Below are 26,284 nucleotides of genomic sequence, written 5' to 3'. Positions count from 1 at the left end.
ACCGGCGGGCTGCTCGATATGGTGTATACGGCGGCGGCCATGATAGCACGCGCCCATGACGGTTCCGAGACGCGGACCCAGTCGCGCGCCGCCAACGGCGGGTGCGGCGATCGGTCGCGGGCCGGCGTGGCGAAAACGCAACCGATATGTAAGCTGGATTGTAAGCCGGATCCATTCCAGGCCTGTCTCGAGCCCGTTTCGGGCGAGCCGCACGCGCGTCAGACCCGTATTTCGCCCGTCGCGATACCGCCTTCCGGCGGCGTGCCGGCCGCCGGCGCGCTGCCGCCGTCGGCCCGTGCGATCCATTCCGCCAGCGTGTCGCGCTGCGCGCGCCCGTCGCGGTAGCCGAGCTCGATCAGCTCGCGCGTGAACGCTTCCTCGAACAGCAGGTAGCTCGCGAACGACGCGCCGGCCGGCTGGCTGCCGCCGATGGCGCCGAGCAGCCCGCGCATCGTCGCCGGCATCTGCTTCAGGTGTTTCGCGGCGATCAGCTCGATGCGCTCGGACGGCGCGATCGCGAGCACGTCGACGTGCCGCCAGCCGCTGTCCACTTCGACCTGGTGCGGCAGGTGCTCGATCATCCGGTTGATGTGCTCGATGCGCTCGATGTCGGAACCGATCGAGTCGAGAAACACGCTCGCGAGCACCTGCTGGCCGATCTGGGCGAGCGTCGGATAACCGCGTGCCCGTCCCGATCCGTTCGCGGCGGGAATCTCGGGGCGCGGATCGGCCGCGCCGATCACGACGATCCGGTCCGCGCCGAAGTGGATCGCCGGCGACAGCGGCGCGACCTGCCGGATCGACCCGTCGCCGAAGTACTCGATCTGCCCGTCGAGCACGAGCGGCACGGCAGGAAACACGAACGGAATGGCCGACGACGCGAGCAGGTGCGACGCCGACAGGTCGACGAGCCGCGCGGTGCGCTGCGCGCGCCGCCATGCCTGGATCGGTTCGGCGGCCTGGTAGAAGGTCAGGTGCCGGCCGCTCGAATAGCTGAGCGCCGTGATCGAGAGCGCGTGCAGCAGGCGGGCCTCGAGCATCTGCTCGATCCGGTGAAAACTCAGCTCGCGCTGCAGCAGGTGCGCGAGCGGCGCGTTGTCGAGCAGTCCGCGCGGCGAACGGCGCGCCGCCCAGCCGAAGCTCATCGTCGCGAGCCAGCGTGCGCCCGCGGCCGCGATGCCGAGCCAGTCGGTGCGATACACGTAGTCCGCGCGCAGCGGCTCCCAGAATTCGAGCAGACGCCGCACGCCGTGCGAAAAGTCGTCCGCGTGGCTCGCGATCGACGTCGCATTGATCGCGCCGGCCGACGATCCACATACGACCGTGAACGGCACCGTGTGCCGGTACGGATCGGCCTCGCGCGAGATCTCGGCCAGCGCCTTCAGCACGCCGACCTGGTAGGCGGCGCGTGCGCCGCCGCCCATCAGAACGAGCGCGAGCCGCATGATCGACCTGCTATCCGGCTCGCGTCACGTCGAGCGCTTCGGCGGACGCGTTTCGGGCGACGAAGCGGCTGCCGCGCGCGCCGCGGCCGAACCCGCCGAACCGGCCGGCTTCGCACGCTTCGCGGCCGGCTTGCGCGGCGCGGCGGCGGCCGCCGCGGCCGGTGCGGGCGGTTCCGCCCGCGCCGTCGGTGCGGCCTGTCCGGGCGGCGCCTCGCCCGGCGCCGCGGACTGCGCGCCCGGCTGCGTCATCGCGAGGCTCGCGAGCTGGTTGAACTGCGCCTGCAGCAGGTTCCACCAGCCGGCCGGGTCGAACGCCTGTGGCGCGACGTCGCCTGGCGGCGATGCGTCCACCGCGGCAGCGGCTGCGGCGGCGTCCGGCGCTTGCCGCGTGTCGGCGCGCGACGCGGAAGCCGCCTGCGCGGCCGCGACCGCGGCTTCCTCGGCGGCCGACATCGAGCTTTGTGCGAACGCGCCGAACGCGCGCAGCGTCGCGAGCGTCGCGCGCTGCACCTCGAGCGCCTGGATCGCGGACTGCAGCATTCCGAGATTGAGCTTGAGCCACTGCTCGACCGCGCGCAGATCGGTGATCCGCTTGTCGAGCTCCTCGACGCTCGTGAGCGGCGCCATCATGTCGGACATGCTCGACAGCGACGGCGGCAGCCCCGAGGCGGCGCCGGGAAACGACGCCATCCCGCCGAACGGCGACATCCGCATCATGTCCCACATCCGGTCGAGCATGTCGGCAGGCTTGAAACCGGCAAAGCCGGCGAAAGGATTGGAGCCGGGGGCATCGGTCGTCATACGGGCATCCTGGTTGACTGGGTGGGCGAAGCGGCCGGCACGGGTCGCGCGGCCGCCCTGGGTTCGATCATAGCGCGCGTCAGAACGGTGCGTCGCCGGGGAAGTCGGGCGGGCGCCGCTCGCGCAGCGAGCGGATGCCTTCCTGCACGTCGGGCCCCGAGAAGCCCATGAATTCGAGCGCGAGCGACGTATCGAACGTCGGCCCGGCGCTGCGCAGCCAGTTGTTCAGCGCGTACTTGGTCCAGCGGATCGCCGACTGCGACCCGTGCGCGAGCCGCTCGGCCACTTCGTACGCCTTCGGCAGCAGGTCGGCCGGCTCGACCGCGAGCGACACGAGGCCGATCCGCTCGGCCTCCTCGCCGCTCACCGGCTCGCACAGCAGCAGGTAGTACTTCGCCTTCGCCATCCCGCACAGCAGCGGCCACACGATCGCCGCATGATCGCCGGCCGCGACGCCGAGCCGCGTATGGCCGTCGATGATGCGCGCATCCTTCGCGGCGATCGAGATGTCGGCGAGCAGCCCGGCGACGAGCCCCGCGCCGACGGCCGGCCCGTGCATCGCGGACACGATCGGCTTGCTGCAGTTGATCACGTTGTAGACGAGGTCGCGCGCCTCGCGCCATACGCGGGCGCGCACGTCGAAATCGTTCGCCATCGCCTCGACGAGCGCGAGATCGCCGCCCGCCGAAAAACCCTTGCCCTCGCCGCGGATCACCGCGACGCGCGTGTCGGGATCGCGGTCGACGTCGCGCCAGATGTCGGCGAGCTCGCGATGCATGCGCTCGTTCGCGGTCGCGAGGCCGCTGCGGTTCGCGCCCTCGCCACTCATCACGATGTCGAGCACACCATGCTCGCGGCGCGTCACCTTCAGTGCTTCGTAACCGCCGTATGCGGCGAGATCGGCCATGCGCAGCTCCCGGGTTCCTGAAACGCTTGAATCGAGTGTAGCCAAGCCCGCGCGGGCAAACATCAGGCGAAACCCGGCGCGCGGGCCGGGGCCGGGCTTCGCGGCTGCGTCAGGCCGCGCCGTCGGGCGGCGCGACCGCCTGCTCGATCGCGCCGAAGATCGACTTGCCGGCCGCGTCGAACATCTCGATGCGCACGGTGTCGCCGTAGCGCATGAATTCGGTCTGCGGCGCGCCGTGCTCGATCGTCTCGAGGCAGCGCTTCTCGGCGATGCAGCAGTAGCCGCGCTTCGCGTCCTTGTTCGACACGGTGCCCGAGCCGACGATCGAGCCGGCACGCAGGTTGCGCGTCTTCGCCGCATGCGCGATCAGCTGGCCGAAGTGGAACACCATGTCGGTGCCCGCGTCGGGCTGGCCGACCTTCCTGCCGTTCCAGTGAACGATCATCGGCCGGTGCACGCGGCCCTCGCGCCATTCATCGCCGAGCTCGTCGAGCGTCACCGCGACCGGTGCGAACGCGGTGGCCGGCTTGCTCTGGAAGAAGCCGAAGCCCTTCGCGAGCTCGGCCGGAATCAGGTTGCGCAGCGACACGTCGTTCACGAGCGCGACGAGCCGCACGGCCTTCAGCGCGTCGTCGGGCGTTGCGCTCATCGGCACGTCGCCGGTGATCACCGCGACCTCGGCCTCGAAGTCGATGCCCCATTCCTCCGACGGGCACACGATGTCGTCGCGCGCGCCGAGGAAGTCGTCGCTGCCGCCCTGGTACATCAGCGGATCGGTCCAGAACTCCGGCGGCATCTCGGCGCCGCGCGCGCGGCGCACGAGCTCGACATGGTTCACGTACGCGGAGCCGTCGGCCCACTGGAACGCGCGCGGCAGCGGCGCCATGCAGTTCGCCGGATCGAACGCGAACGCGTTGCGCGCGCGGCCGTGATTCAGCGCGTCGTACAGGTCACGCAGTTGCGGCGCATAGAACGCCCAGTCGTCGAGGACGCGCTGCAGCGTCGGCGCGATCGCATCGGCGATCGCCGCGGTGTGCAGGTCGCGCGACACGACGATCAGCTGGCCGTCGCGCGTGCCGTCCTTCAGCGATGCAAGTTTCATGGGGTATCTGCCGTTGTAGTGACGATGGAGGGAATCTATTTTACGATGGTGAATCCGTGCGGCGTGCCACGATCGTGCGTGCCGCTTTCGTCCGACCCTTGCCGCCTTGTCGCGCCCCCGTTACCCATGCCTGCCAGCCCGCTTCCCGACGACGATCCCGCTGATTCCGACACCGACGACGCCGGCGCCGGCGAGCACGGCGAAGGCGGCGAGAAGCTGCGCTCCGGCATCCAGTCGATCGAGGTCGGCTTCCGCCTGCTCGACGTGCTGACGAGCGAGCCGCGCGCGATGATGCTGCGCGACCTCGCGCAGCGCGCGGGCATGAGCCCGGCGAAGGCGCACCGCTACCTGGTCAGCTTCTCGCGGCTCGGCGTCGTGTCGCAGGATCCCGTGTCGGGCCGCTACGAGCTCGGCGGCTTCGCGCTGCAGATGGGGCTCGCGCGGCTCGCGCGCGTCGACGGCGTGAAGCTCGCGCGGATCGCGCTGACCGAATTCCGCGACCGGCTCGACCAGACGGTCGGCATCGCCGTGTGGGGCAACCAGGGGCCGACGATCGTGCACTGGATGGAATCGAGCCATCCGGCGAAGGCGTCGCTGAAGCTCGGCGACGTGATGCCGCTGCTCGGCTCCGCGACGGGCCTGCTGTTCGCCGCGTACCTGCCGCGCAGCAAGACCGCGGCGATGCTCGAACGCGAACTCGCCGATACGCGCCGCTCGCCGCATCACGGCGGCCCGCGCACGCTCGACGAGGTCGACGCGGTGCTCGCCGAGGTGCGCGCGCACCAGGCCGCGCGTGTCGAGGGGATGCTGCTGCCCACCATTCACGCGTTCTGCATGCCGGTGTTCGACGCGGTCGGCGAACTCGCGCTCGCGATCGTCGCGCTCGGCCAGGAAGGCTCGTTCGACATCGCGTGGGGCGGCGAGATCGACACCGCGCTGCGTGCGTGCGCGCAAAAACTGTCTTACGAACTCGGCTATAGTCCGGACGCGCGCGACGCCTGACACGCGAGGCGCGCGCCACCCGTGCGAAACCCTGCACCGCGAACGCGCGGCGCAGCCGGCGGTCCGACGGATGTGACGTGCGCTGCGCACGCCCCCACGACCGCCCCAACCCTGTTCCGTTTCGCCGATGCCGCCTGCCGACACCCGTCCTCGTCATGCCCTGCCCCGCCACTGGCTGCGCGCGGGCATCGCGCTCGTCGTCGTGCTGGTGCTGCACGCGCTCGCGGCGTTGTGGCTGACGCGCAACCGCGAATCGTTCACGCCGCCCGCGCCCGCCGAGATACCGGTGCAGATCGAGCTGCTGAAGCCACGGCCGATCGAGCGCCAGCCCGCGCCAAAGCCGGCCGAACATCCGGCCGAACATCCGGCCGAGCCTGCGCCGGCAAAGCCGGCCCCCGCCGCACCGAAGCCCGCGCCGTCGCCCGAGCCCGTCCTCACGTCGACACAGACGGCCGAGCACGGTGAGCCGCCGCCGGCCGCGGCCGCCGCCGCGAGCGGCACGGCAGGCGCATCGGGCGCGCACGCGGCATCGGCCGGCGGCGCCGGCAGTGCCGCGACGCCGGGCCCTGCGACGAGCGGCGTGAAGTTCACGGCGCCGCCGTCCGGCGACCTGCAGTACGATACGTTCTACAACGGGATGCAGAACATGATCGGCACGATCCACTGGCGCACCGACGGACACACCTACGACCTGTCGGTGTCGATGCCCGTGCCGTTCGTCGGTCCGTTCGCCTACCGCAGCGAAGGCCGCATCGACGCATTCGGCGTCGCGCCCGCCCGTTATGTCGAGAAGCGCGGCAAACGGCCCGAGGACATCGCGATCTTCAACCGCGAGATCCGCCAGGTCGTCTTCACGCGCACGCCGAACAACGCGCCGCTGCCCGACGGCGTGCAGGATCGCTTCAGCATGCTGATGCAGCTGTCGGGGCTGGTGAGCGGCAATCCGTCCGCGTACGAGCGGGGCGTCACGCAACAGTTCTTCGTGATCGACAACAACAGCGGCGAGACCTGGCCGATCACCGTGATCGGCGACGAGGACGTGCAGACGCAGGCCGGCATCGTCCGCGCACGCCACTTCATGCGGCTGCCGCGCCGCGACGGCGACACGCGCCGCATCGACATGTGGCTCGCGCCGTCGCTCGGCTGGCTGCCCGCGCGGCTCGTGCAGACGGAACCGAACGGCGCGCAGATCGAGTTGCTGTGGCACGGCCGGCTCGCCCCGCCGGGCGCCCCGGCCGACGGCGCGACAGAACGCGCAACAAACACGCCCGCCAGCGCGCCGGCGGCCGCCGCACCGGCCGCGGAGCCGGCACAACCGGCACAACCGGCACAACCTGCGCCGCCGGCCGACGTGCAACCGTCCGCGCCCGCGGCTGCACCGCCAGCATCGACGCCGTCCGCGCCGTGACGATCGACCAATCGGCAATTTCGACCGACTAAAGGTCTCGCCGAAATGGCCGATGACACTCTTTAACAACTATTTCAGTGCACCGGATCACAATAAGAAACGTTTGATAGACATCGGCTTCTAACCCGATACACCCCACGCAAACGGGAGAACGGGGTGTGCAGCGCAAGCCCCTTGAAACCGGCAAGGCCTGCCCCACCTACGGGACAACAAGGCCAGATGCCACTGCGAAGAGGAGTGCCGCCATGCAAATGATCTACAACAGCCCCAACTACTGCGTCGTCGAATTTGCGCCGCAGGCCGGTCACCATCTGATGAATGCCGGCGGATACGAAATCGTCGACAAGAACGCGCAGCGCGAGATCTTCATCGACGGCGAGCTTGCCGAGCGATTCCGCGCGCACGTGAAACAGCTGATCGAGGATGAACCGTCGCTCGACGAAGTGGACGAATTCCTCGGACAGTTCGACAGCCTGATGATGATGCCCGTCGTCCTGCACTGACCACTCCCGGCCCGGCGCATCGCCGGGTCATTCGCCGCGCGCTGGCGCGGCGCCGCGAGCACTCCGATCCAAGCCCCCGTCCGGTTCGCCGGGCGGGGGTTTTCCTTTTGGGAGGCCCTGCGCGGCAGGCGCGCCTGCGTCGCGCGGACCATGCTCGCCGCGCGCATCGCGCCGGCACCGCTGCCCGCACCGCGCGAGGCCGGGCGACGCCCCGGCGCACCGGCTACAATGACGGTTTTCCCGTCTTCGCCGCTCTTCCGCCATGTCCGCGACCCCTCTCGCTGCTTCCGCCCCGCCCGACGCGCCCTACACGCGCGGCGCCGAACTGCCCGCGCTGCTGAAATCGCGCATCCTGATCCTCGACGGCGCGATGGGCACGATGATCCAGCGCTACAAGCTCGACGAGGCGGCCTATCGCGGCGAGCGCTTCAAGGACTTCCCGCGCGACATCAAGGGCAATAACGAGCTGCTGTCGCTCACGCAACCGCAGATCATCAGCGAGATCCACGACCAGTACTTCGCGGCCGGCGCCGACATCGTCGAAACCAACACGTTCGGCGCGACGACGGTCGCGCAGGCCGACTACGGGATGGAAGACCTCGTCGTCGAGATGAACGTCGAATCGGCGCGGCTCGCGCGCGAATCGGCCGCCCGCTACGCCACGCCTGACAAGCCACGCTTCGTCGCGGGCGCGATCGGGCCGACGCCGAAGACGGCGAGCATCTCGCCGGACGTCAACGACCCGGGCGCGCGCAATGTCACGTTCGACGAGCTGCGCGACGCGTATTACCAGCAGGCGAAGGCGCTGCTCGACGGCGGCGTCGACCTGTTCCTCGTCGAGACGATCTTCGACACGCTGAACGCGAAGGCCGCCCTGTTCGCGCTCGACGAATTGTTCGAGGACACCGGCGAGCGCCTGCCGATCATGATCTCGGGCACCGTGACCGACGCCTCGGGCCGCATCCTGTCGGGCCAGACGGTCGAGGCGTTCTGGAATTCGCTGCGCCACGCGAAGCCGCTCACGTTCGGCCTGAACTGCGCGCTCGGCGCGGCGCTGATGCGCCCGTACATCGCCGAGCTCGCGAAGCTGTGCGACACCTACGTGTCGTGCTACCCGAACGCGGGCCTGCCGAACCCGATGAGCGACACCGGCTTCGACGAGACGCCGGACGTCACGTCGGGCCTCTTGAAGGAATTCGCACAGGCCGGGCTCGTGAACCTCGCGGGTGGCTGCTGCGGCACGACGCCCGAGCACATCGCCGAGATCGCGAAGGCGCTCGCCGACGTGAAACCGCGCCGCTGGCCGAGCCAGTACAGCGACGCCGCCTGACCGACCGCCCCAACGCCCGCCCCACATCACACGAATTCGCACCGCCATGACCGATCACATGATGCGCCTTGCCGGCCTCGAGCCGTTCAACGTCACGTCCGGGACGCTCTTCATCAACGTCGGTGAACGCACCAACGTCACCGGCTCGAAGGCGTTCGCGCGAATGATCCTCAACGGCCAGTTCGACGAGGCGCTCGCCGTCGCGCGCCAGCAGGTCGAGAACGGCGCGCAGGTGATCGACATCAACATGGACGAGGCGATGCTCGATTCGAAGGCGGCGATGGTGCGCTTCCTGAACCTGATCGCATCCGAGCCGGACATCGCGCGCGTGCCGATCATGATCGACTCGTCGAAGTGGGACGTGATCGAGGCCGGCCTCAAGTGCGTGCAGGGCAAGGCGATCGTGAACTCGATCTCGCTGAAGGAAGGCGAGGAAGCGTTCCGCCACCACGCGAACCTGATCCGCCGCTACGGCGCGGCCGCGGTCGTGATGGCGTTCGACGAGACGGGCCAGGCCGATACCTACGCGCGCAAGACCGAGATCTGCAAGCGCTCGTACGACTTTCTCGTGAACGAAGTCGGCTTCCCGCCGGAAGACATCATCTTCGACCCGAACATCTTCGCGGTCGCGACCGGCATCGAGGAGCACAACAACTACGCGGTCGACTTCATCGAGGCGACCCGCTGGATCAAGCAGAACCTGCCGTACGCGAAGGTGAGCGGCGGCGTGTCGAACGTGTCGTTCTCGTTCCGCGGCAACGACCCGGTGCGCGAGGCGATCCACACCGTGTTCCTGTACCACGCGATCCAGGCGGGGATGGACATGGGCATCGTGAACGCGGGCCAGCTCGGCGTGTACGCCGATCTCGACGCGGAACTGCGCGAGCGCGTCGAGGACGTGATCCTGAACCGCCGCGACGATTCCACCGACCGGCTCCTCGAAATCGCCGACAAGTTCAAGGCAGGTGGCGCGAAGAAGGAAGAGAACCTCGAGTGGCGCAACCAACCGGTCGAGAAGCGGCTCTCGCACGCGCTCGTGCACGGGATCACGAACTTCATCGTCGAGGATACGGAAGAGGTGCGCGCGAAGATCGCCGCGGCCGGCGGCCGCCCGATCAACGTGATCGAAGGCCCGCTGATGGACGGGATGAACATCGTCGGCGACCTGTTCGGCCAGGGCAAGATGTTCCTGCCGCAGGTCGTGAAGTCGGCGCGCGTGATGAAGCAGGCCGTCGCGCACCTGATCCCGTTCATCGAGGAAGAAAAGCGGCTGCTCGCGGAAGCGGGCGGCGACGTGCGCGCGAAGGGCAAGATCGTCATCGCGACCGTGAAGGGCGACGTGCACGACATCGGCAAGAACATCGTGTCGGTCGTGCTCCAGTGCAACAACTTCGAAGTGGTCAACATGGGCGTGATGGTCCCGTGCAACGAGATCCTCGCGAAGGCGAAGGTCGAGGGCGCGGACATCATCGGGCTGTCGGGCCTCATCACGCCGAGCCTCGAGGAAATGGCGTACGTCGCGTCCGAAATGCAGCGCGACGACTACTTCCGCGTGAAGAAGATCCCGCTCCTGATCGGCGGCGCGACGACCTCGCGCGTGCACACGGCCGTGAAGATCGCGCCGCACTACGAAGGCCCGGTCGTCTACGTGCCGGACGCCTCGCGCTCGGTGTCGGTCGCGTCGAACCTGCTGTCGGACGAAGGCGCGGCGAAGTACCTCGACGAACTGAAGTCCGACTACGAACGGATCCGCGACCAGCACGCGAACCGCAAGGCGCAGCCGATGGTCACGCTCGCCGAGGCGCGCGCGAACAAGACGAAGGTCGACTGGGCGGGTTACCGGCCGGTGAAGCCGAAGTTCATCGGCCGGCGCGTGTTCAGGAACTACGACCTGAACGAGCTCGCGAACTACATCGACTGGGGTCCGTTCTTCCAGACCTGGGATCTCGCGGGCCCGTACCCGGCGATCCTGAACGACGAGATCGTCGGCGAATCGGCGCGGCGCGTGTTCTCCGACGCGAAGTCGATGCTCGCGCGCCTGATCCAGGGCCGCTGGCTGACCGCGAACGGCGTGATCTCGCTGCTGCCCGCGAACACGGTCAACGACGACGACATCGAGATCTACACCGACGACTCGCGCTCGGAAGTGCTGCTCACGTGGCGCAACCTGCGCCAGCAGAGCGTGCGTCCGGTGGTCGACGGCGTGATGCGCCCGAACCGCTCGCTCGCCGACTTCATCGCGCCGAAGGAATCGGGCGTGGCCGACTACATCGGGATGTTCGCGGTGACGGCCGGCCTCGGCGTCGACGTGAAGGAAAAGCAGTTCGAAGCCGACCACGACGATTACAGCGCGATCATGCTGAAGGCGCTCGCCGACCGCTTCGCGGAAGCGTTCGCCGAGGCGATGCACGCGCGCGTGCGCCGCGAGCTGTGGGGCTACGCGAGCGGCGAGACGCTCGACAACGATGCGCTGATCGCCGAAAAGTACGCGGGCATCCGCCCGGCGCCCGGCTACCCGGCCTGCCCCGACCACCTCGTGAAGCGCGACATGTTCGCCGCGCTGCATGCGGAGGAAATCGGGATGAGCGTGACCGATTCGCTGGCGATGCTGCCGGCCGCGAGCGTGTCGGGCTTCTACCTCGCGCACCCGGACAGCACGTACTTCTCGGTCGGGAAAATCGGTCAGGATCAGCTCGGGGACTACGCGCAACGGATGGCGCTGTCGCTCGACGACGCGCGCCGCGCGCTTGCGCCGCAGCTCTGAGCCGCGCACGACCGGGGCGGCTCGCCGCCTTTCTGGTCAGACAAAATGAAAAAGCCCGCATCGAGCGGGCTTTTTCATTTGCCGTCGCAACCTTAGGATCTGCGTCAGCCGGGCAACGAAGCTCAGAAGCCCCAGTGCACGTCGGCCTCGCCGGCCTTCGCTTCGCGCAGCATCGTGAGGAACGGTGCGACGCGCTGCGCCAGGCTCGGCGGCACTTCGTGGTGCGCGTGGTCGGTTTCGTCCTCGTGGAAATGGCCGGCGTGCTCGGCGCGCTCCTGCTTCGCCTGCGCGACGGCGCCTTCCAGCTTCGCGATCGCGTGGTCCAGTTCGTCGTGCGTAATGACGCCGCGCTCGCCCAGCTGCTTGCCGACGAGGCCCAGCACGTACACGGCGAAATCCTTCAGCACGTCGAGATCCTGTGCCGCCTTGCTCTTGAACGTAATCATGACAATTCCCTTTTCATCTTGTTGTGCCTGCGCGGCGCGGTTGGGGGGACGCCGGCAGACCGGCGTCCGGCCTCGCGGACGCGGGGCGCCTGAGCGGCATATTAGCACCTGTTAAAATTCTGCGATCCCTGAAACGCGCGCTTAAAAAGCGCGCCGGCCGGCCGGCGTTTCCGGTCGCCACCAACGAAGCCTTCTACCAGCATGCTGCCAGCACACAAACAGACCCTCGAAGCCCTGCTCGCGGATAGCGTCACGCAGGTCGCACACGCGCTGAAAGGCGCCGACGCGGCATTCGTCGCCCCGGCCATCACGCTGGAGCGCCCGAAGGTCGCCGCGCACGGCGACGTCGCGTGCAACGTCGCGATGCAGCTCGCCAAGCCGCTCGGCACGAACCCGCGCCAGCTCGCCGAGAAGATCGTCGCCGCGCTCACGGCCCAGCCGGCCGCGCAAGGGCTCGTCGACGCGGCCGAAATCGCCGGCCCCGGCTTCATCAACCTGCGCCTGACGGCCGCCGCGAAGCAGGCGGTGATCGCCGCCGTGTTCGACCAGGGCCGCGCGTTCGGCACGTCGGATCGCGAAAAGGGCAAGCAGGTGCTGCTCGAATTCGTGTCGGCCAACCCGACCGGCCCGCTGCACGTCGGCCACGGCCGCCAGGCGGCGCTCGGCGACGTGCTCGCGAACGTGATCGCGAGCCAGGGCTACGCGGTGCACCGCGAGTTCTACTACAACGACGCCGGCGTGCAGATCGGCAACCTCGCGATCTCGACGCAGGCGCGCGCGCGCGGCCTGAAGCCGGGCGACGCGGGCTGGCCGGAAGCCGCCTACAACGGCGAATACATCGCCGACATCGCACGCGACTACCTGAACCGCGAGACGGTCGCTGCAAAAGACGGCGAGCCGGTCACCGGCGCGGGCGACATCGAGGATCTCGACGCGATCCGCAAGTTCGCGGTCGCGTACCTGCGTCATGAGCAGGACATGGACCTGCAGGCGTTCGGCGTGAAGTTCGACCAGTACTACCTCGAGTCGTCGCTGTACAGCGAAGGCCGGGTCGAGAAGACGGTCGACGCGCTGATCAAGGCCGGCATGACCTACGAGCAGGACGGCGCGCTGTGGCTGCGCACGACCGACGAAGGCGACGACAAGGATCGCGTGATGCGCAAGTCGGACGGCACGTACACGTACTTCGTGCCGGACGTCGCGTACCACGTGACGAAATGGGAGCGCGGCTTCACGCAGGTGATCAACATCCAGGGCTCGGACCACCACGGCACGATCGCGCGCGTGCGCGCGGGCCTGCAGGGCCTGCACATCGGCATCCCGAAGGGCTATCCCGACTACGTGCTGCACAAGATGGTCACCGTGATGCGCGACGGCCAGGAAGTGAAGCTGTCGAAGCGCGCGGGCAGCTACGTGACCGTGCGCGACCTGATCGAATGGTCGGGCGGCGCGGTGCCGGGCCAGGAAGCGGCCCCCGACCTGATCGACGAGGCGACCATCACGCGCGGCCGCGACGCGGTCCGCTTCTTCCTGATCTCCCGCAAGGCCGACACCGAATTCGTGTTCGACATCGACCTCGCGCTGAAACAGAACGACGAGAACCCGGTCTATTACGTCCAGTACGCGCATGCGCGGATCTGCTCGGTGCTCAACGAACTGAAGTCGCGCTACAACGTCGAGGCCGCGCAGCTGCCGGGTGCCGACCTGTCGCAGCTCACGAGCCCGCAGGCCGTGTCGTTGATGCAGAAGCTCGCCGAGTATCCGGACATGCTCACGCACGCCGCGAACGAACTGGCGCCGCACGCGGTTGCGTTCTACCTGCGCGATCTCGCTGGTGAATTCCACTCGTTCTACAATGCGGAGCGCGTGCTGGTCGACGACGAAGCGCCGCGCAACGCGCGCGCCGCGCTCCTCGCCGCGACCCGGCAGGTGCTCGAGAATGGTCTGGCGGTGCTCGGCGTGTCCGCGCCCGCCAAGATGTAAGCGGCCCGAACCGGGCAGCGAATGGCCACGGCAGGAGCGCCTGCCTTCGGGTGCCCGCCGCAGCCTTTTCACGATTCTTTTTGCAGGTGACTCAAGCAATGGCACAACCACGCCGAACTTCGAAGCAATCGAAACAAGCCGGAGGGACATTTCTTGGAATCGTGCTGGGCCTGATCGTCGGCCTCGCGATCGCGGTGGTGGTGGCGCTCTACATCACGCGTTCGCCGTCGCCGTTCGTGTCGAAGGTCACGCCGCCGCCGGCCGACAACGGCGCGAGCCAGCCGCAGCAGTTCGACCCGAACCGCGCGCTGCAGGGCAAGACGCCCGGCCAGCCGGTGCCGCAGGCCGCGCAGCCCGCGCCGCCCAACACCGCGCCCGGCCAGGCCGCGAACCAGACCCAGGGCGGCCTGCTGCCCGAACCGCAGATCGTCGAGGTGCCGCCGTCAGGCAATTCGAACGGCTCCAGCAGCGCCAGCGGCTCGAGCAACACCACCGCATCGAACAATGCGTCCTCGGGCAACGGCGTCGCCGTCGCGCCGAAGCCGGCCGACAACACGCCGCCGCCGAAGAAGACGCAACAGGCGCAGCAACAGCAGCAACAAGGCGGCGAGGACGACCTCGCGCGCTTCGCCGCGCAGAAGCAGGCGCAGCAGGCTGCCGCGCAGAAACAGCAGCAGCAACTGGCCGCGAACACGCCGAAGCCGACACCGTCCGCGACGTCCGCCGCGGCTGCGAAGCCGCCGACCGCGAACGACGCGAACACCGGCTACTTCCTGCAGGTCGGCGCGTACAAGACGGAAGGCGACGCCGAGCAGCAGCGCGCGCGGCTGGGCTTCCAGGGCTTCGAGTCGAAGGTGTCGAAGCGCGATGTCAGCGGCGTGACCTATTTCCGCGTGCGCGTCGGCCCGTTCTCGAAATTCGAGGATATGAACTCGGCCCGTCAGCGCCTGTCCGATGCAGGTGTCGACACGGCGGTGATCCGTTTCACGAAGCAGTAAGCAACCGGCCGCGCCCACGCAGAACCCGTTACGTTTCGTAACCCGAGCAACTGATTCGACGTCTACAACATGAAAAAACTGCTTAGCACGCTCCTTCTGTCCCTGGGCCTGGCCGCCGCCGGCTTCGCCCAGGCGTCGCCTGCCGCACCGGTGTCCGGCAAGGACTTCGAGGTGATGAAGTCGCCGCAGCCGGTGTCCGCACCGGCCGGCAAGGTCGAGGTCATCGAGTTCTTCTGGTACGGCTGCCCGCACTGCTACGAATTCGAGCCGACCGTCGAGGCCTGGGTGAAGAAGCAGGGCAACAACATCGACTTCAAGCGCGTGCCGGTCGCGTTCCGCGACGATTTCATCCCGCACTCGCGGCTGTTCTACGCGGTGTCGGCGCTCGGCATCTCGGAGAAGGTCACGCCGGCGATCTTCAACGCGATCCACAAGCAGAAAAACTACCTGCTGACGCCGCAGGCGCAGGCCGACTTCCTGGCGACGCAAGGCGTCGACAAGAAGCAGTTCACGGACGCGTACAACTCGTTCAGCGTGCAGGGCCAGGTCAAGCAGTCGGCCGAGTTGCTGAAGAACTACGCGATCGACGGCGTGCCGACGGTCGTCGTCCAGGGCAAGTACAAGACGGGCCCGGCTTACACGAACAGCATTCCGGGCACTGCGCAGGTGCTCGACTATCTCGTGAAGCAGGTTCAGGAGAAGAAGCTCTGATCCCCGCCCGCGCGCCGGCATGACTACTCCGTTGAAGGTCTTCATCACCGGCGCGTCGAGCGGCCTCGGCCTCGCGATGGCCGAGGAATACGCCCGCCAGGGCGCCACGCTCGCCCTCGTCGCGCGCCGCACCGATGCCCTCGATGCGTTCGCGCGGCGCTTTCCCAAGCTGTCCGTTTCCGTCTATTGCGCCGACGTGCGCGACGCCGATGCGCTCGCGACGGCCGCCGCGTCGTTCATCGCCGCGCACGGCTGCCCCGACGTCGTGATCGCGAACGCAGGCATCAGCCAGGGCGCCGTCACGGGCCAGGGCGACCTCGCCACGTTCCGCAACGTGATGGACATCAATTACTACGGGATGGTCGCGACGTTCGAGCCGTTCGTCGGCCCGATGACGGCCGCGCGTCACGGCACGCTGGTCGGCGTCGCGAGCGTCGCCGGCGTGCGCGGGCTGCCCGGCTCCGGCGCGTACAGCGCGTCGAAATCGGCCGCGATCAAGTATCTCGAGGCACTGCGCGTCGAGCTGCGCCCGGCCGGCGTCGGCGTCGTGACGATCGCGCCCGGCTATATCCGCACGCCGATGACCGCGCACAACCCGTACCGGATGCCGTTCCTGATGGACGCCGATCGCTTCGCGGCCCACGCCGCGCGTGCGATCGCGCGTCAGCACGCGTTCCGCGTGATTCCGTGGCAGATGGGCGTCGTCGCGAAGGTGCTGCACGTGCTGCCGCGCTGGCTCTACGACCGCCTGTTCGAGAAGGCGCCGCGCAAGCCGAAGGCCGGCGCGCACTGAGCTCATCGCGTATCCGGCGCGCCATGCGCGCCGGGTCGGCGCTTCATCGGCGTCGCAGCCGCGCGGTTTTCCGCGTTCAAGCCGCACCGCTCGCCGCGCGCCGCTGCTGCGGCTGCCCTGCCGGGTCCGCCGCGCCCGCCGATCTTCGTCGCCGCCCGCCGCCTTCGCGACCGTCCGCCCCCCCGTCGCCTCCCGCCCCCCGCCCCCGCGCACCGCCGCCCCAACACGCATTCCGTCGCAAACGCAGCCGTTTGTCGCTCAATTCACCGCGTTCCGGCGCCTTTTTTCACGCGCCGCACGCTTTGACGGTATGCTGTTCGCCAGCCGCGCCGGCCCGCCCGCTACCGGGCCGTGCCCGCATTCCGACACCCGGCAAAAATCACAAGTCACGTGGGAGAACCTATGCACGTCAAGCTGTTCGCCGCGGCTGCGCTCGCCGCTGCCCTCGCCGCTCCCGGCCTCGTCGCCGCCAAGCCGCTCACCGTCTGCACGGAATCGAGCCCGGACGGCTTCGACGTCGTGCAGTACAACTCGCTCGTCACGACCAACGCATCGGCCGACGTGATCTTCAACACGCTGGTGTCGTACGACGAAGCCGCGAAGAAGGTCGTGCCCGCGCTCGCCGACAAATGGGAGGCAAGCGCCGACGGCCTCACGTACACGTTCCACCTGCGCCCGAACATCGCGTTCCAGACTACCGACACCTTCAAGCCGGGCCGCCCGCTGAACGCGGACGACGTCGTGTTCACGTTCACGCGGATGCTCGACGATGCGAACCCGTGGCACAAGGTGGCCGGCGCGAGCGGCTTTCCGCACGCGCAGTCGATGGGCCTCGTGAAGCTCGTGAAATCGGTCACGAAGGTCGACGACAACACGGTGAAGTTCGTGCTGAACGAGCCGAACGCGACGTTCGTGCCGATCCTGACGATGGGCTTCGCATCGATCTATTCGGCCGAATACGCGGACCAGCTGCTGAAGGCCGGCAAGCAGGCCGACCTGAACGCGAAGCCGATCGGCACCGGCCCGTTCGTGCTGAAGAGCTACACGAAGGACGCGCTGATCCGCTACGACGTGAACCCGACCTACTGGGGCACGAAGCCGAAGGTCGACCGGCTGATCTACGCGATCACGCCCGACCCGTCGGTGCGCATGCAGAAGGTGAAGGCCGGCGAATGCCAGATCGCGCTGTCGCCGAAGCCGCAGGACGTGCTTGCCGCGAAGGGCGAAGGCGCGCTGAAGGTCGTGCAGACGCCCGCGTTCATGACCGCGTTCGTCGCGCTGAACACGCAGAAGAAGCCGCTCGACAACGACAAGGTGCGCGAGGCGCTGAACCTCGCGTTCGACCGCGCGACCTACCTGAAGGTCGTGTTCGACAACACCGCGACGGCCGCGAACAACCCGTATCCGCCGAACACGTGGAGCTACGCGAAGGACGTCGCGCCGTATGCGTACGATCCTGCGAAGGCGAAGCAGCTGCTCGCGCAGGCCGGCTTCCCGAACGGCTTCTCGACGACGATCTGGACGCGCCCGACCGGCAGCGTGCTGAACCCGAACCCGAAGGCCGGCGCGGAACTGCTGCAGGCCGACCTCGCGAAGATCGGCGTGAAGGCCGAGGTGAAGGTGATCGAATGGGGCGAGCTGATCAAGCAGGCGAAGCTCGGCCAGCATGACATGCTGTTCATGGGCTGGGCCGGCGACAACGGCGATCCGGACAACTACCTGTCGCCGCTGTTCAGCTGCAACGCGGTGAAGTCGGGCATCAACTTCGCGCGCTTCTGCGACGCGCAGCTCGACAAGCTGATCGCCGACGGCAAGTCGACCGCCGACCAGGGCAAGCGCGCGAAGCTGTACGAATCGGCGCAGAAGATCATCCACGACCAGGCGCTGTGGATTCCGCTCGGCTACCCGACCGCGGCCGCGCTCACGCGCGCGAACGTGAGCGGCTATCGCGTCAGCCCGTTCGGCCGCCAGAGCTTCACGGCGGTGTCCGTGCAGTAACGCGACTCGCGCGCGTGGCGCGCAAGCGACGGTACGTCCGACCGTCGCTTGCGGCCCGCGCGCCACGCTTGCTACACTGCGCGCTCATTCCTCATACCGGACGCCAGCCAAAGTGAACAACTAAGCCTTCCCGAAATGTTTTCGCCGCCGTGCGACGCACGCCGCGCGCGAAGTGATTCACGCATTTTTGGAGGTGCTTATGGCTGCTGCCACGCCGACCGGCGCGCTCGTCGCGCTTCATCACGTTTCCTTCCGCTTCGACGACGGCGTCACGCTGTTCGATTCGCTCGACCTGTCCATCGATCGCACGCCGACCGGCATCGTCGGCCGCAACGGCGTCGGCAAGAGCCTGCTCGCGCAACTGATCGCGGGCCGGCGTACGCCAGGCGCGGGCACGATCGACCGGCACACGCCCGTCGTCTATGTCGCGCAGCAGCACGACGGCGCACCGTCCGGCACGCGGACCGTCGCGGACATCGCCGCGCTCGATGCGCCGCTCGCGGCCCTGGCGCGCCTGGCGGACGGCCGTGCGCACGCGCACGATTTCGACTTGATCGGCGATCGCTGGGACCTGGCCGAGCGGCTGCGCGCGGCGCTCGACACCGCCGGCCTGCACGACGTGCGCGCCGACACGCCGGCGCATGCTTTGAGCGGCGGCCAGCTGGCGCGCGTCGCGCTGATCGGTGCGTTGCTGTCGGAGGCCGGCCTGCTGGTGCTCGACGAACCGACCAACCATCTCGATGCGCCGGGCCGCGCTTGGCTGCGCGCGGCGCTCGACGGCTGGCGCGGCGGCGTCGTCATCGTCAGCCATGACCGCGCGTTGCTCGCGCACGTGCAGCGCATCGTCGAACTGACGCCGCATGGCGTGCGCGCGTATGGCGGCAACTACGCGCTGTACCGCGCGCAGCGCGACGCGGAACAGGACGCCGCGCAGGCCGCGCTCGAGCATGCGCGCACCGAGCGCGGGCGCGTGCGGCGCCGGCTCGAACAGGAGCACGACACGATCCAGCGCCACGCGGCCGGCTCGCTGCGCGATGCGAAGACGGTCAACCTGTCGTCGATGGCGCGCCAGAGCCGCAAGGGAGCGGCGCGCGGCATCATGGGAACGGTCCGCCGTCATCAGGGCGAATTCAAGGCGACGCTCGACGCGTACGTGCAGGAAGCGGCCGCGCGCGTCGAAGCCGACGCGCCCGTGCTCGTGTCGCTGCCGGGCACCGAGGTCAGCGCCCGCCGCCAGCTGTTCACGCTCGAGCGCGCGCAGTTGCCGTGGCGCACCGCGGGGCACGCGGACGCGATCACGTGGTCGGCCAGCGGCCCCGTGCGCATCGCGCTGACGGGCCCGAACGGCTGCGGAAAATCGACGCTGCTGCGCCTGCTCGCCGGCGAACTCGCGCCGCGCTCGGGTGCGTGCACGACGCATGTGAGCGCCGCGTATCTCGACCAGCGGCTCGCGCTGCTCGACCCCGAGCGCTCGATCGTCGAGCAGTTGGGCCTTCTCGATACGCCGCTCGCCGAAGGCGAGCTGCGCAGCCGGCTCGCGCTGCTGCAGCTCGATGCCGCACGCGCGACGCAGCCGGTGCAGCGCCTGAGCGGCGGCGAGCGGCTGAAGGCGGCGCTCGCGTGCGCGCTGTGGCGCGGCACGCCCGCGCAACTGCTGTTGCTCGACGAGCCGACCAATCACCTCGATCTCGAATCGGTGCGCGCGATCGAAGCCGCGCTGGCCGGCTTCCCCGGCGCGATCGTGGCCGCATCGCACGACACCGCGTTTCTCGCGGCGCTCGAACCGACCCACACGATGCAATGGCAGCGCGACGGGTGGCGTTACGAACCCGTCGCGTGAGTGAAGGTCACGGTCGCTCGCTCGTCCGCGTGCCGCCCGAATCGACGAAAAGCCGCGCGAAGAGCCGCTCCGATTCCCGCAAGCCGTCATCGGTCAGGATGACGGCTTTCGCCTTGTTGATCGGATTGCCGATCAACCCGCGCTCATGCAGTCGATTCAGCGTATCCCAATCGAAACTTTTCCACGCCCGATTACCGTCGTGCAACGTCAGATAAAGGAGCGCGAGCACGGCGTCGTCGACGGCCGGTAGATCGATATCCATTTCCATCTCCTCCCGTCGCAGCGGCCGGGCTACGCGTCCAGCTTCGCGAGCAGCTTGATGAAGTTGCGCTTCGCGCGGTATGTCTTGCGAATCTCTTCGAGTTCCACGTCGAATGCCGCGTGCTGACGATGCGCGGCTCGCAGCGCGCGAATATCACGCACGACGTTGAATGCCTCATCGTACCGCGCGTTGCCCGCGCCATGGTCGAGCGCGAACGGCAGATACCGGCGATAGAGCGCGATCGCGTCCTCCGGATGCGTCTTCGCGCGCGCCGCCGCCAGCGTGGGCCAGACGCCCGCCTCGATCGGTCCGCCGAGAAACGCATCCCACGCCGCGGCGTCGTTCTTCTCCGCGAGCAGCAGCTTCACGAGCTCCGTGCGCGGCGACGGTTCCCAATGCCGCGCGGCCCCGCCAGGCTGCGCCGGCCCTTCCCGCTTTCGCGCGAGAGACAGCAGATGCCCGATCGCCCGCTCTCTCACGGCATCGTATCGCTTCGTCGCCTTCGCGACCTTCATCAACGCACGGAATGCTTCCACCGTCGGATGGTACGCAAAGCGCCGCCACGCAAGTTCGTCCGCCCGATCGTAATCGCGCCGGCGCACATGCTCGTCGATACAGAAGCCCAACAGACGGTCGTCGTGCCGATCGTTCATGTCACGCATCCCGCGTTCGGCCCACGCCAAACCTTCGTCGAAGCGCCCGTGCTCCGCGCACAGTTCCGCGATCTGCGCGTACCGGTACGACGCCGACAGATCCGTCGACCAGATGCGAATCAGCGCGTCGACGTCGCCGTCGTGTTTCGCGAGCGCCTCCATCGCATGCTCGAGGTTCAGGCGCACCGATGCGCGCTCAGGCTCGTCGTCCCGCCCCGACGGCGGCTGAGGCAGCGCGGCCCAATGATGCTCGACCTGTTCCCGATAGCGCGCTACGCCGTCGTCGCCCAGCACCTCCGCGTAAGCCGGCAGCACGTCGCGGAACGTATCCCACTGCCCTGCGACCTGCAGGCGAAACAGGCGGTCCGCCAGCTTCAGCGGATCCGGGCGTGTCCGAATGCACGCGTCGAGGTGCAGATCGGCGAGTGCACCGATCCCCGGCGCCACGCTGCCGTCCGAGTCGTCGATCTGTTCGAGGCTCGCTTCCGCGTCGGCAATCGCCTGTTCGGCCAGTTCGACCACCTGCGCGGCGTGAGATCCTGTCAGTTGCCGGCGCAGCATGTCGGCAAGCTCGAACAGGCCTTCTCCGTAGAGGTGCGCCTCTTCCCAGCCGAGCGGCCGCGATACGCGCGCCAATTGGCGAACGGCTGCACGCAGGCTTGCCACGTCGTCGGCATTCGCGGCGCGCGCCTCGAACAGCAGCCTGTCTCGCAACGACCTGTCGCGCTCGGCCGCGTCGAGGAGCCACTGTCGCAACGCGTCCTCGTCGAGCGACGTCAAGAATTCGCGAATCAACTCCACATGGGTCTTGCGCTTGCGTCGCGGCTTCGACGGCTCGCGCTCCGTCTCGTGAAAGACTTCCTCGCCGCGGTTTTCGAGCCACGACAACGCAACCGCCACGGCATGCATTGCAGAATGCACCGTCGTCGCCCACCGGGCAATTGCACGCGTAATCCAGTGCGCCGTCGTCGCCCACCCCGAATTCGACGTGATAGCGGTACGTACCGCGCACGGTCGCCGATACCTCGCCGTCGCGTTCGGTCAGTCGCGAGACGGCGCCGTCGTGGTAATAAGCCTTGCCGCGCTCGAAGGATTTCGGGTCGGCAAGCGTGCGGATTTCTGCGAGCGTGACGAGGTCGGCGAGGGAGACGTTACGAGGCATGGATCGCTGCGGCTATTCAGATCGGGACCGGAAATCGTACCAGAGCGCGACTCGCGAGCACTGACGCGCATGCTCAGGCCCGCGCGTAGCGAATCACGCCGTCGTCGCCCTGCTCGCGCACGAGCTCGCCCGCCAGCCACAGCAGGTTCAGGTGGGCGAGCGCCTCGCCGAGCGCGAACGTCATCTGGTGGATGTCGAGCTCGCGGCGGCGGAACATGATGGGCACGATGTCGGCCGCGCTGGCCGGCTTTTCCGCGCACGCGACGCGCACTTCGTCGAGCCGCGCATCGTGGTGCGCGCGCAGTTGCGCGATGCGCGTGCGCACGCCGCGGAACGGCTTGCCGTGCGACGGCAGCACGAGCGTGTCGGGCGCCATCGTCTCGTAGCGGCCGAGCGATTCCAGGTACAGAGCGAGCGGGTTGGCTTCCGGTTCGAGATCGAACACGGATACATTCGTCGAGATGCGCGGCAGCACCATGTCGCCGGAAATCAGCACGCCGTCCGCTTCGCTGTGGAGCGCGCAATGTTCAGGCGAATGGCCGTAGCCGGTGACGACGCGCCACGTGCGCGCACCGATCTTCACCGCGTCGCCTTCGCGCAGGCGCCGGTAGCGCGGCGGCACGGCCGGCACGAGATCCGAGTAGTAGCTGCGGCGGCCGCGCAGCTTGTCGAGCGCGGCCGGATCGGTCAGGCCGTGGCGCGCGAAGTGATCGGCCGCGGCCGCGCCGCCGGCGTTCGAGCCGTTGCCGGCCGCCATCAGGCAGCCGAACATGTATTCGCCGAGCGTCATCCACAGCCGCACGTTCCAGCGGCCTTGGTCGCCACCTTCGCACAGCCAGTTCGCGAGGCCGAAGTGATCGGGATGGCAGTGCGTGACGAGCACGCGCAGCACCGGCAGCCCGTCGAGATGCCGGTCGAAGATCTGTTCCCAGTGCGTACGGATCGCGTCCGACGAAATCCCGCAGTCGACGATCGTCCAGCCGGCCTGCCCGTCGATCTCGTCGCGCAGCAGCCAGAGGTTGATGTGATCGAGCGAAAACGGCAGCGGCATGCGCAGCCAGCGCACGCCGGGCGCGACCTCGAACGTGTCGCCCGCGGCGGGCAGCGTGTCGGCGAAGGGATAGTCGAGTTGGCGTTCCAGTGCGTTCATCGGTGGGGTGTCTCGTCGTTATCGGTGCAAATGCGGGTACAAATGCAGGTGCGAATGCAGGTGCAGGCGCGCGCGGGCGGCAGGCCGCGGCGGGCATCGCGTCGATTCTATCGCCGTCGCGCGAAACGCGTGCCCGGCGGGCGCCAGCCGGGCAAAAAAAGTTCGTGTCAGAATCCGTTCCGTACCCGCATCTTTACGCGAAGATGCACCGAACGGCATGCAACGGCGAACAACCCGCGCATTGACCGCGCCCGGCGCCGGCCCCCGAAAGTCATTGAAATGCCGACTTGGGCGCTAAAATGGCGAGTGCTTACCGTCCCTCTCGAACGAGCCTGCACGCGATGAATCACTTCCCCAAACTGCTGTCGTCGCAGATCGGTTTCGACGTCGCGCAGACGATGCTCGAATACTTCGACCGCCACTACCGGATCTTCCGGGAAGCCGCCGTCGACGCGAAGACGCTATACGAGCGCACCGACTGGCACGGCCTGCAGCGGCTGGCGCGCGAGCGGATCACGTCGTACGACGATCGTGTACAGGAATGCGTCGAGGTGCTGGAAGACGAATACGACGCGGAGAACATCGACGACGAGGTGTGGCAGCAGATCAAGCTGCACTACATCGGCCTGCTCACGTCGCACCGCCAGCCCGAGTGCGCGGAAACGTTCTTCAATTCGGTGTGCTGCAAGATCCTGCACCGCTCGTACTTCAGCAACGATTTCATCTTCGTGCGGCCCGCGATCTCGACCGAATACCTCGAGAACGACGAGCCGGCCGCGAAGCCGACCTATCGCGCGTACTACCCGGGCACCGACGGGCTCGCGGCCACGCTCGAGCGCATCGTCACGAACTTCCAGCTCGAGCCGCCGTTCGAGGACCTCACGCGCGACATCGGCTGCGTGATGCAGGCGATCACCGACGAATTCGGCCAGTTCGACGCGGCGCCGAATTTCCAGATCCACGTGCTGTCCTCGCTGTTCTTCCGCAACAAGAGCGCGTACATCGTCGGCCGCATCATCAACGCCGATCGCCTGCTGCCGTTCGCGGTGCCGATCCGCCACGTGCGCCCGGGCCTGCTCGCGCTCGACACCGTGCTGCTGCGCCGCGACCTGCTGCAGATCATCTTCAGCTTCTCGCACTCGTACTTCCTCGTCGACATGGGCGTGCCGTCCGCATACGTGGATTTCCTCTGCACGATCATGCCGGGCAAGCCGAAGGCCGAGATCTACACGTCGGTCGGCCTGCAGAAGCAGGGCAAGAACCTGTTCTACCGCGACCTGCTGCATCATCTGTCGCATTCGAGCGACCGCTTCATCATCGCGCCCGGGATCAAGGGCCTCGTGATGCTCGTGTTCACGCTGCCGTCGTTCCCGTACGTGTTCAAGATCATCAAGGATCAGTTCCCGCCGCCGAAGGAAACGACGCGCGCGCAGATCATGGAGAAGTACCAGCTCGTGAAGCGCCACGACCGTCTCGGGCGGATGGCCGACACGCTCGAGTATTCGAGCGTCGCGCTGCCGCTGTCGCGGCTCGACCATGCGCTCGTGCGCGAGCTGGAGAAGGAAGTGCCGTCGCTGCTCGAATACGAGGACGGCAACCTCGTGATCAAGCACCTGTACATCGAGCGCCGGATGACGCCGCTCAACCTGTACCTGCAGAACGGCACCGACGCGGACGTCGAGCACGGCGTGAAGGAGTACGGCAACGCGGTGAAGGAGCTGATGAAGGCCAACATCTTCCCGGGCGACATGCTGTACAAGAACTTCGGCGTCACGCGCCACGGCCGCGTCGTGTTCTACGACTACGACGAGATCGAGTACCTGACCGACTGCAACGTGCGGCGCGTGCCGCCGCCGCGCAACGAGGAAGACGAGCTGTCGGGCGAACCGTGGTATACCGTCGGCCCGCACGACATCTTTCCGGAAACCTACGGACCGTTCCTGCTCGGCGATCCGCGCGTGCGGACGGTCTTCATGAAGCATCACGCGGACTTTTTCGAACCCGCGCTGTGGCAGGCCAGCAAGGACAAGCTGCTGCAGGGCGAGTTGCCCGATTTTTTCCCGTACGACGTGTCGCTGCGTTTCAGCGTGCGCTACCCCGCGCGCTTCGACGCGACGCCGGACGCCGGCGACGGCGCGGGCGACGCGCAGCGCGCCGCCTGACGCACGACCGGATCCAATCGACTCGAACCCGTTATCGACCCGCTTTCCGCCAACGGAATCCACACCGATGAATACCCCAGACAATCCGCTTTCACACCTGTTCGACAACAACGACGCCTGGGTCAAGCGCCAGCTCGCCGACGATCCCGATTTCTTCGCGCGTCTCGCCGACCAGCAGGCGCCGGAATATCTGTGGATCGGCTGCTCGGATTCGCGCGTGCCCGCGAACCAGATCATCGGCCTGCCGCCGGGCGAAGTGTTCGTGCACCGTAACATCGCGAACGTCGTCGTGCACAGCGACCTCAACTGCCTGTCGGTGATCCAGTTCGCGGTCGACATCCTGCGCGTCAAGCACATCATGGTCGTCGGCCATTACGGCTGCTCGGGCGTGAACGCGGCGCTGCACAACCGCCGCGTCGGCCTCGCGGACAACTGGCTGCATCACGTGCAGGACGTGCGCGAACGCCACGCGGCGCTGCTCGACGAATGGCCGGTCGGCGAAGCGCGCTATCGCCGCCTGATCGAGCTGAACGCGATCGAGCAGGTCGTCAACGTGTGCCGCACGACGATCGTCAACGACGCGTGGGCGCGCGGCCAGCCGCTCACCGTGCACGGGCTCGTGTACGGTGTGCACGACGGGCGGATGCGCAACCTCGGGATGGCCGTGTCGCGCTTCGACGCGCTCGACGAAACCCACAAGCGCTGCGTCGCGGCACTCACCGCGCGCGGCCAGCATGCGCCCGACAACGACATGGTCGCGGCGGATGCCGCGCAGCTCGACGGCGTCGCGCAGGCAGTCGCCGACACGCTGAAGCCGTGCGGCGACGCGAAGTAACCGGCAGCCACGCCGGCGCGGCGCGCACG

Annotated in this window: 21 protein-coding genes; 13 read left to right on the top strand and 8 right to left on the bottom strand. The window is 68.1% G+C overall.

Annotated features, from left to right (window positions below; translation table 11 throughout):
- Window positions 1-218 precede the first annotated feature (218 nt).
- From DIE21_RS04995 to DIE21_RS04980, 4 genes are all read right to left on the bottom strand, one after another.
- Window positions 219-1,445 (bottom strand): patatin-like phospholipase family protein, encoded by a 1,227-nt coding sequence (locus tag DIE21_RS04995; RefSeq protein ID WP_124496605.1) that lies wholly within the window; start codon window positions 1,443-1,445, stop codon window positions 219-221.
- A gap of 24 nt (window positions 1,446-1,469) precedes the next feature.
- On the bottom strand, window positions 1,470-2,246 hold the full coding sequence (locus DIE21_RS04990; RefSeq protein ID WP_124496603.1) for a PhaM family polyhydroxyalkanoate granule multifunctional regulatory protein: 777 nt from the start codon (window positions 2,244-2,246) through the stop codon (window positions 1,470-1,472).
- Window positions 2,247-2,325: 79 nt separating this feature from the next.
- On the bottom strand, window positions 2,326-3,153 hold the full coding sequence (locus tag DIE21_RS04985) for an enoyl-CoA hydratase/isomerase family protein (protein ID WP_006755702.1): 828 nt from the start codon (window positions 3,151-3,153) through the stop codon (window positions 2,326-2,328).
- A gap of 109 nt (window positions 3,154-3,262) precedes the next feature.
- On the bottom strand, window positions 3,263-4,255 hold the full coding sequence (locus tag DIE21_RS04980; RefSeq protein WP_124496601.1) for a fumarylacetoacetate hydrolase family protein: 993 nt from the start codon (window positions 4,253-4,255) through the stop codon (window positions 3,263-3,265).
- A gap of 126 nt (window positions 4,256-4,381) precedes the next feature.
- On the opposite strand from DIE21_RS04980, the gene DIE21_RS04975 reads away from it, so the two are divergent.
- The 5 genes from DIE21_RS04975 (at window position 4,382) to metH (ending at window position 11,262) form a co-directional block, all read left to right on the top strand.
- Window positions 4,382-5,257, top strand: a complete 876-nt coding sequence (locus DIE21_RS04975) for an IclR family transcriptional regulator (protein ID WP_185640621.1) — start codon at window positions 4,382-4,384, stop codon at window positions 5,255-5,257.
- Window positions 5,258-5,384: 127 nt separating this feature from the next.
- On the top strand, window positions 5,385-6,665 hold the full coding sequence (locus DIE21_RS04970; protein ID WP_124496597.1) for a DUF3108 domain-containing protein: 1,281 nt from the start codon (window positions 5,385-5,387) through the stop codon (window positions 6,663-6,665).
- A gap of 245 nt (window positions 6,666-6,910) precedes the next feature.
- Complete coding sequence (locus DIE21_RS04960; RefSeq protein WP_006477667.1) at window positions 6,911-7,168, top strand: DUF3567 domain-containing protein; 258 nt, start codon at window positions 6,911-6,913, stop codon at window positions 7,166-7,168.
- A gap of 262 nt (window positions 7,169-7,430) precedes the next feature.
- Window positions 7,431-8,498, top strand: coding sequence for a homocysteine S-methyltransferase family protein (locus DIE21_RS04955; RefSeq protein ID WP_124496595.1), 1,068 nt, complete (start codon window positions 7,431-7,433; stop codon window positions 8,496-8,498).
- 46 nt (window positions 8,499-8,544) lie between these two features.
- Window positions 8,545-11,262: a methionine synthase gene (gene metH / locus DIE21_RS04950; protein WP_124496593.1), complete on the top strand. Its 2,718-nt coding sequence runs from the start codon at window positions 8,545-8,547 to the stop codon at window positions 11,260-11,262.
- Window positions 11,263-11,384: 122 nt separating this feature from the next.
- Here the strand turns inward: metH and DIE21_RS04945 are convergent, their stop codons facing one another.
- Complete coding sequence (locus DIE21_RS04945) at window positions 11,385-11,708, bottom strand: DUF1840 domain-containing protein (protein WP_124496591.1); 324 nt, start codon at window positions 11,706-11,708, stop codon at window positions 11,385-11,387.
- Window positions 11,709-11,909: 201 nt separating this feature from the next.
- Between DIE21_RS04945 and argS the strand changes: the two genes are divergently transcribed.
- From argS to DIE21_RS04915, 6 genes are all read left to right on the top strand, one after another.
- Complete coding sequence (gene argS, locus DIE21_RS04940) at window positions 11,910-13,691, top strand: arginine--tRNA ligase (RefSeq protein ID WP_124496589.1); 1,782 nt, start codon at window positions 11,910-11,912, stop codon at window positions 13,689-13,691.
- A 98-nt stretch (window positions 13,692-13,789) separates the two neighbouring features.
- Window positions 13,790-14,689, top strand: a complete 900-nt coding sequence (locus tag DIE21_RS04935) for an SPOR domain-containing protein (RefSeq protein ID WP_124496587.1) — start codon at window positions 13,790-13,792, stop codon at window positions 14,687-14,689.
- Between the two features lie 69 nt (window positions 14,690-14,758).
- Complete coding sequence (locus DIE21_RS04930) at window positions 14,759-15,400, top strand: thiol:disulfide interchange protein DsbA/DsbL (RefSeq protein WP_124496584.1); 642 nt, start codon at window positions 14,759-14,761, stop codon at window positions 15,398-15,400.
- 19 nt (window positions 15,401-15,419) lie between these two features.
- Entirely contained in the window at window positions 15,420-16,193 is a 774-nt protein-coding gene (locus tag DIE21_RS04925; protein ID WP_124496582.1) for an SDR family oxidoreductase, read from the top strand.
- A 402-nt stretch (window positions 16,194-16,595) separates the two neighbouring features.
- Window positions 16,596-18,191 (top strand): ABC transporter substrate-binding protein, encoded by a 1,596-nt coding sequence (locus DIE21_RS04920; protein ID WP_124496580.1) that lies wholly within the window; start codon window positions 16,596-16,598, stop codon window positions 18,189-18,191.
- 199 nt (window positions 18,192-18,390) lie between these two features.
- Complete coding sequence (locus DIE21_RS04915; protein WP_124496578.1) at window positions 18,391-20,031, top strand: ABC-F family ATP-binding cassette domain-containing protein; 1,641 nt, start codon at window positions 18,391-18,393, stop codon at window positions 20,029-20,031.
- Window positions 20,032-20,038: 7 nt separating this feature from the next.
- Here the strand turns inward: DIE21_RS04915 and DIE21_RS04910 are convergent, their stop codons facing one another.
- The 3 genes from DIE21_RS04910 to DIE21_RS04900 form a co-directional block, all read right to left on the bottom strand.
- Window positions 20,039-20,293, bottom strand: coding sequence for a DUF6429 family protein (locus DIE21_RS04910; protein WP_185640627.1), 255 nt, complete (start codon window positions 20,291-20,293; stop codon window positions 20,039-20,041).
- A 29-nt stretch (window positions 20,294-20,322) separates the two neighbouring features.
- Entirely contained in the window at window positions 20,323-21,855 is a 1,533-nt protein-coding gene (locus tag DIE21_RS04905; protein ID WP_311767431.1) for a DUF6880 family protein, read from the bottom strand.
- Window positions 21,856-22,181: 326 nt separating this feature from the next.
- Entirely contained in the window at window positions 22,182-23,258 is a 1,077-nt protein-coding gene (locus DIE21_RS04900) for an MBL fold metallo-hydrolase (protein ID WP_124496574.1), read from the bottom strand.
- A gap of 341 nt (window positions 23,259-23,599) precedes the next feature.
- Between DIE21_RS04900 and aceK the strand changes: the two genes are divergently transcribed.
- The gene (gene aceK, locus DIE21_RS04890; RefSeq protein WP_124496572.1) at window positions 23,600-25,420 is read left to right on the top strand and encodes a bifunctional isocitrate dehydrogenase kinase/phosphatase; all 1,821 of its coding nucleotides are present in this window, start codon (window positions 23,600-23,602) and stop codon (window positions 25,418-25,420) included.
- 67 nt (window positions 25,421-25,487) lie between these two features.
- On the top strand, window positions 25,488-26,255 hold the full coding sequence (gene can, locus DIE21_RS04885; protein ID WP_124496570.1) for a carbonate dehydratase: 768 nt from the start codon (window positions 25,488-25,490) through the stop codon (window positions 26,253-26,255).
- The last annotated feature ends 29 nt before the right edge of the window (window positions 26,256-26,284 follow it).

This window comes from Burkholderia sp. Bp9140, from assembly GCF_003853425.1.
Taxonomy (GTDB): domain Bacteria; phylum Pseudomonadota; class Gammaproteobacteria; order Burkholderiales; family Burkholderiaceae; genus Burkholderia.
This window is presented reverse-complemented; position numbering and strand designations above follow the sequence as displayed.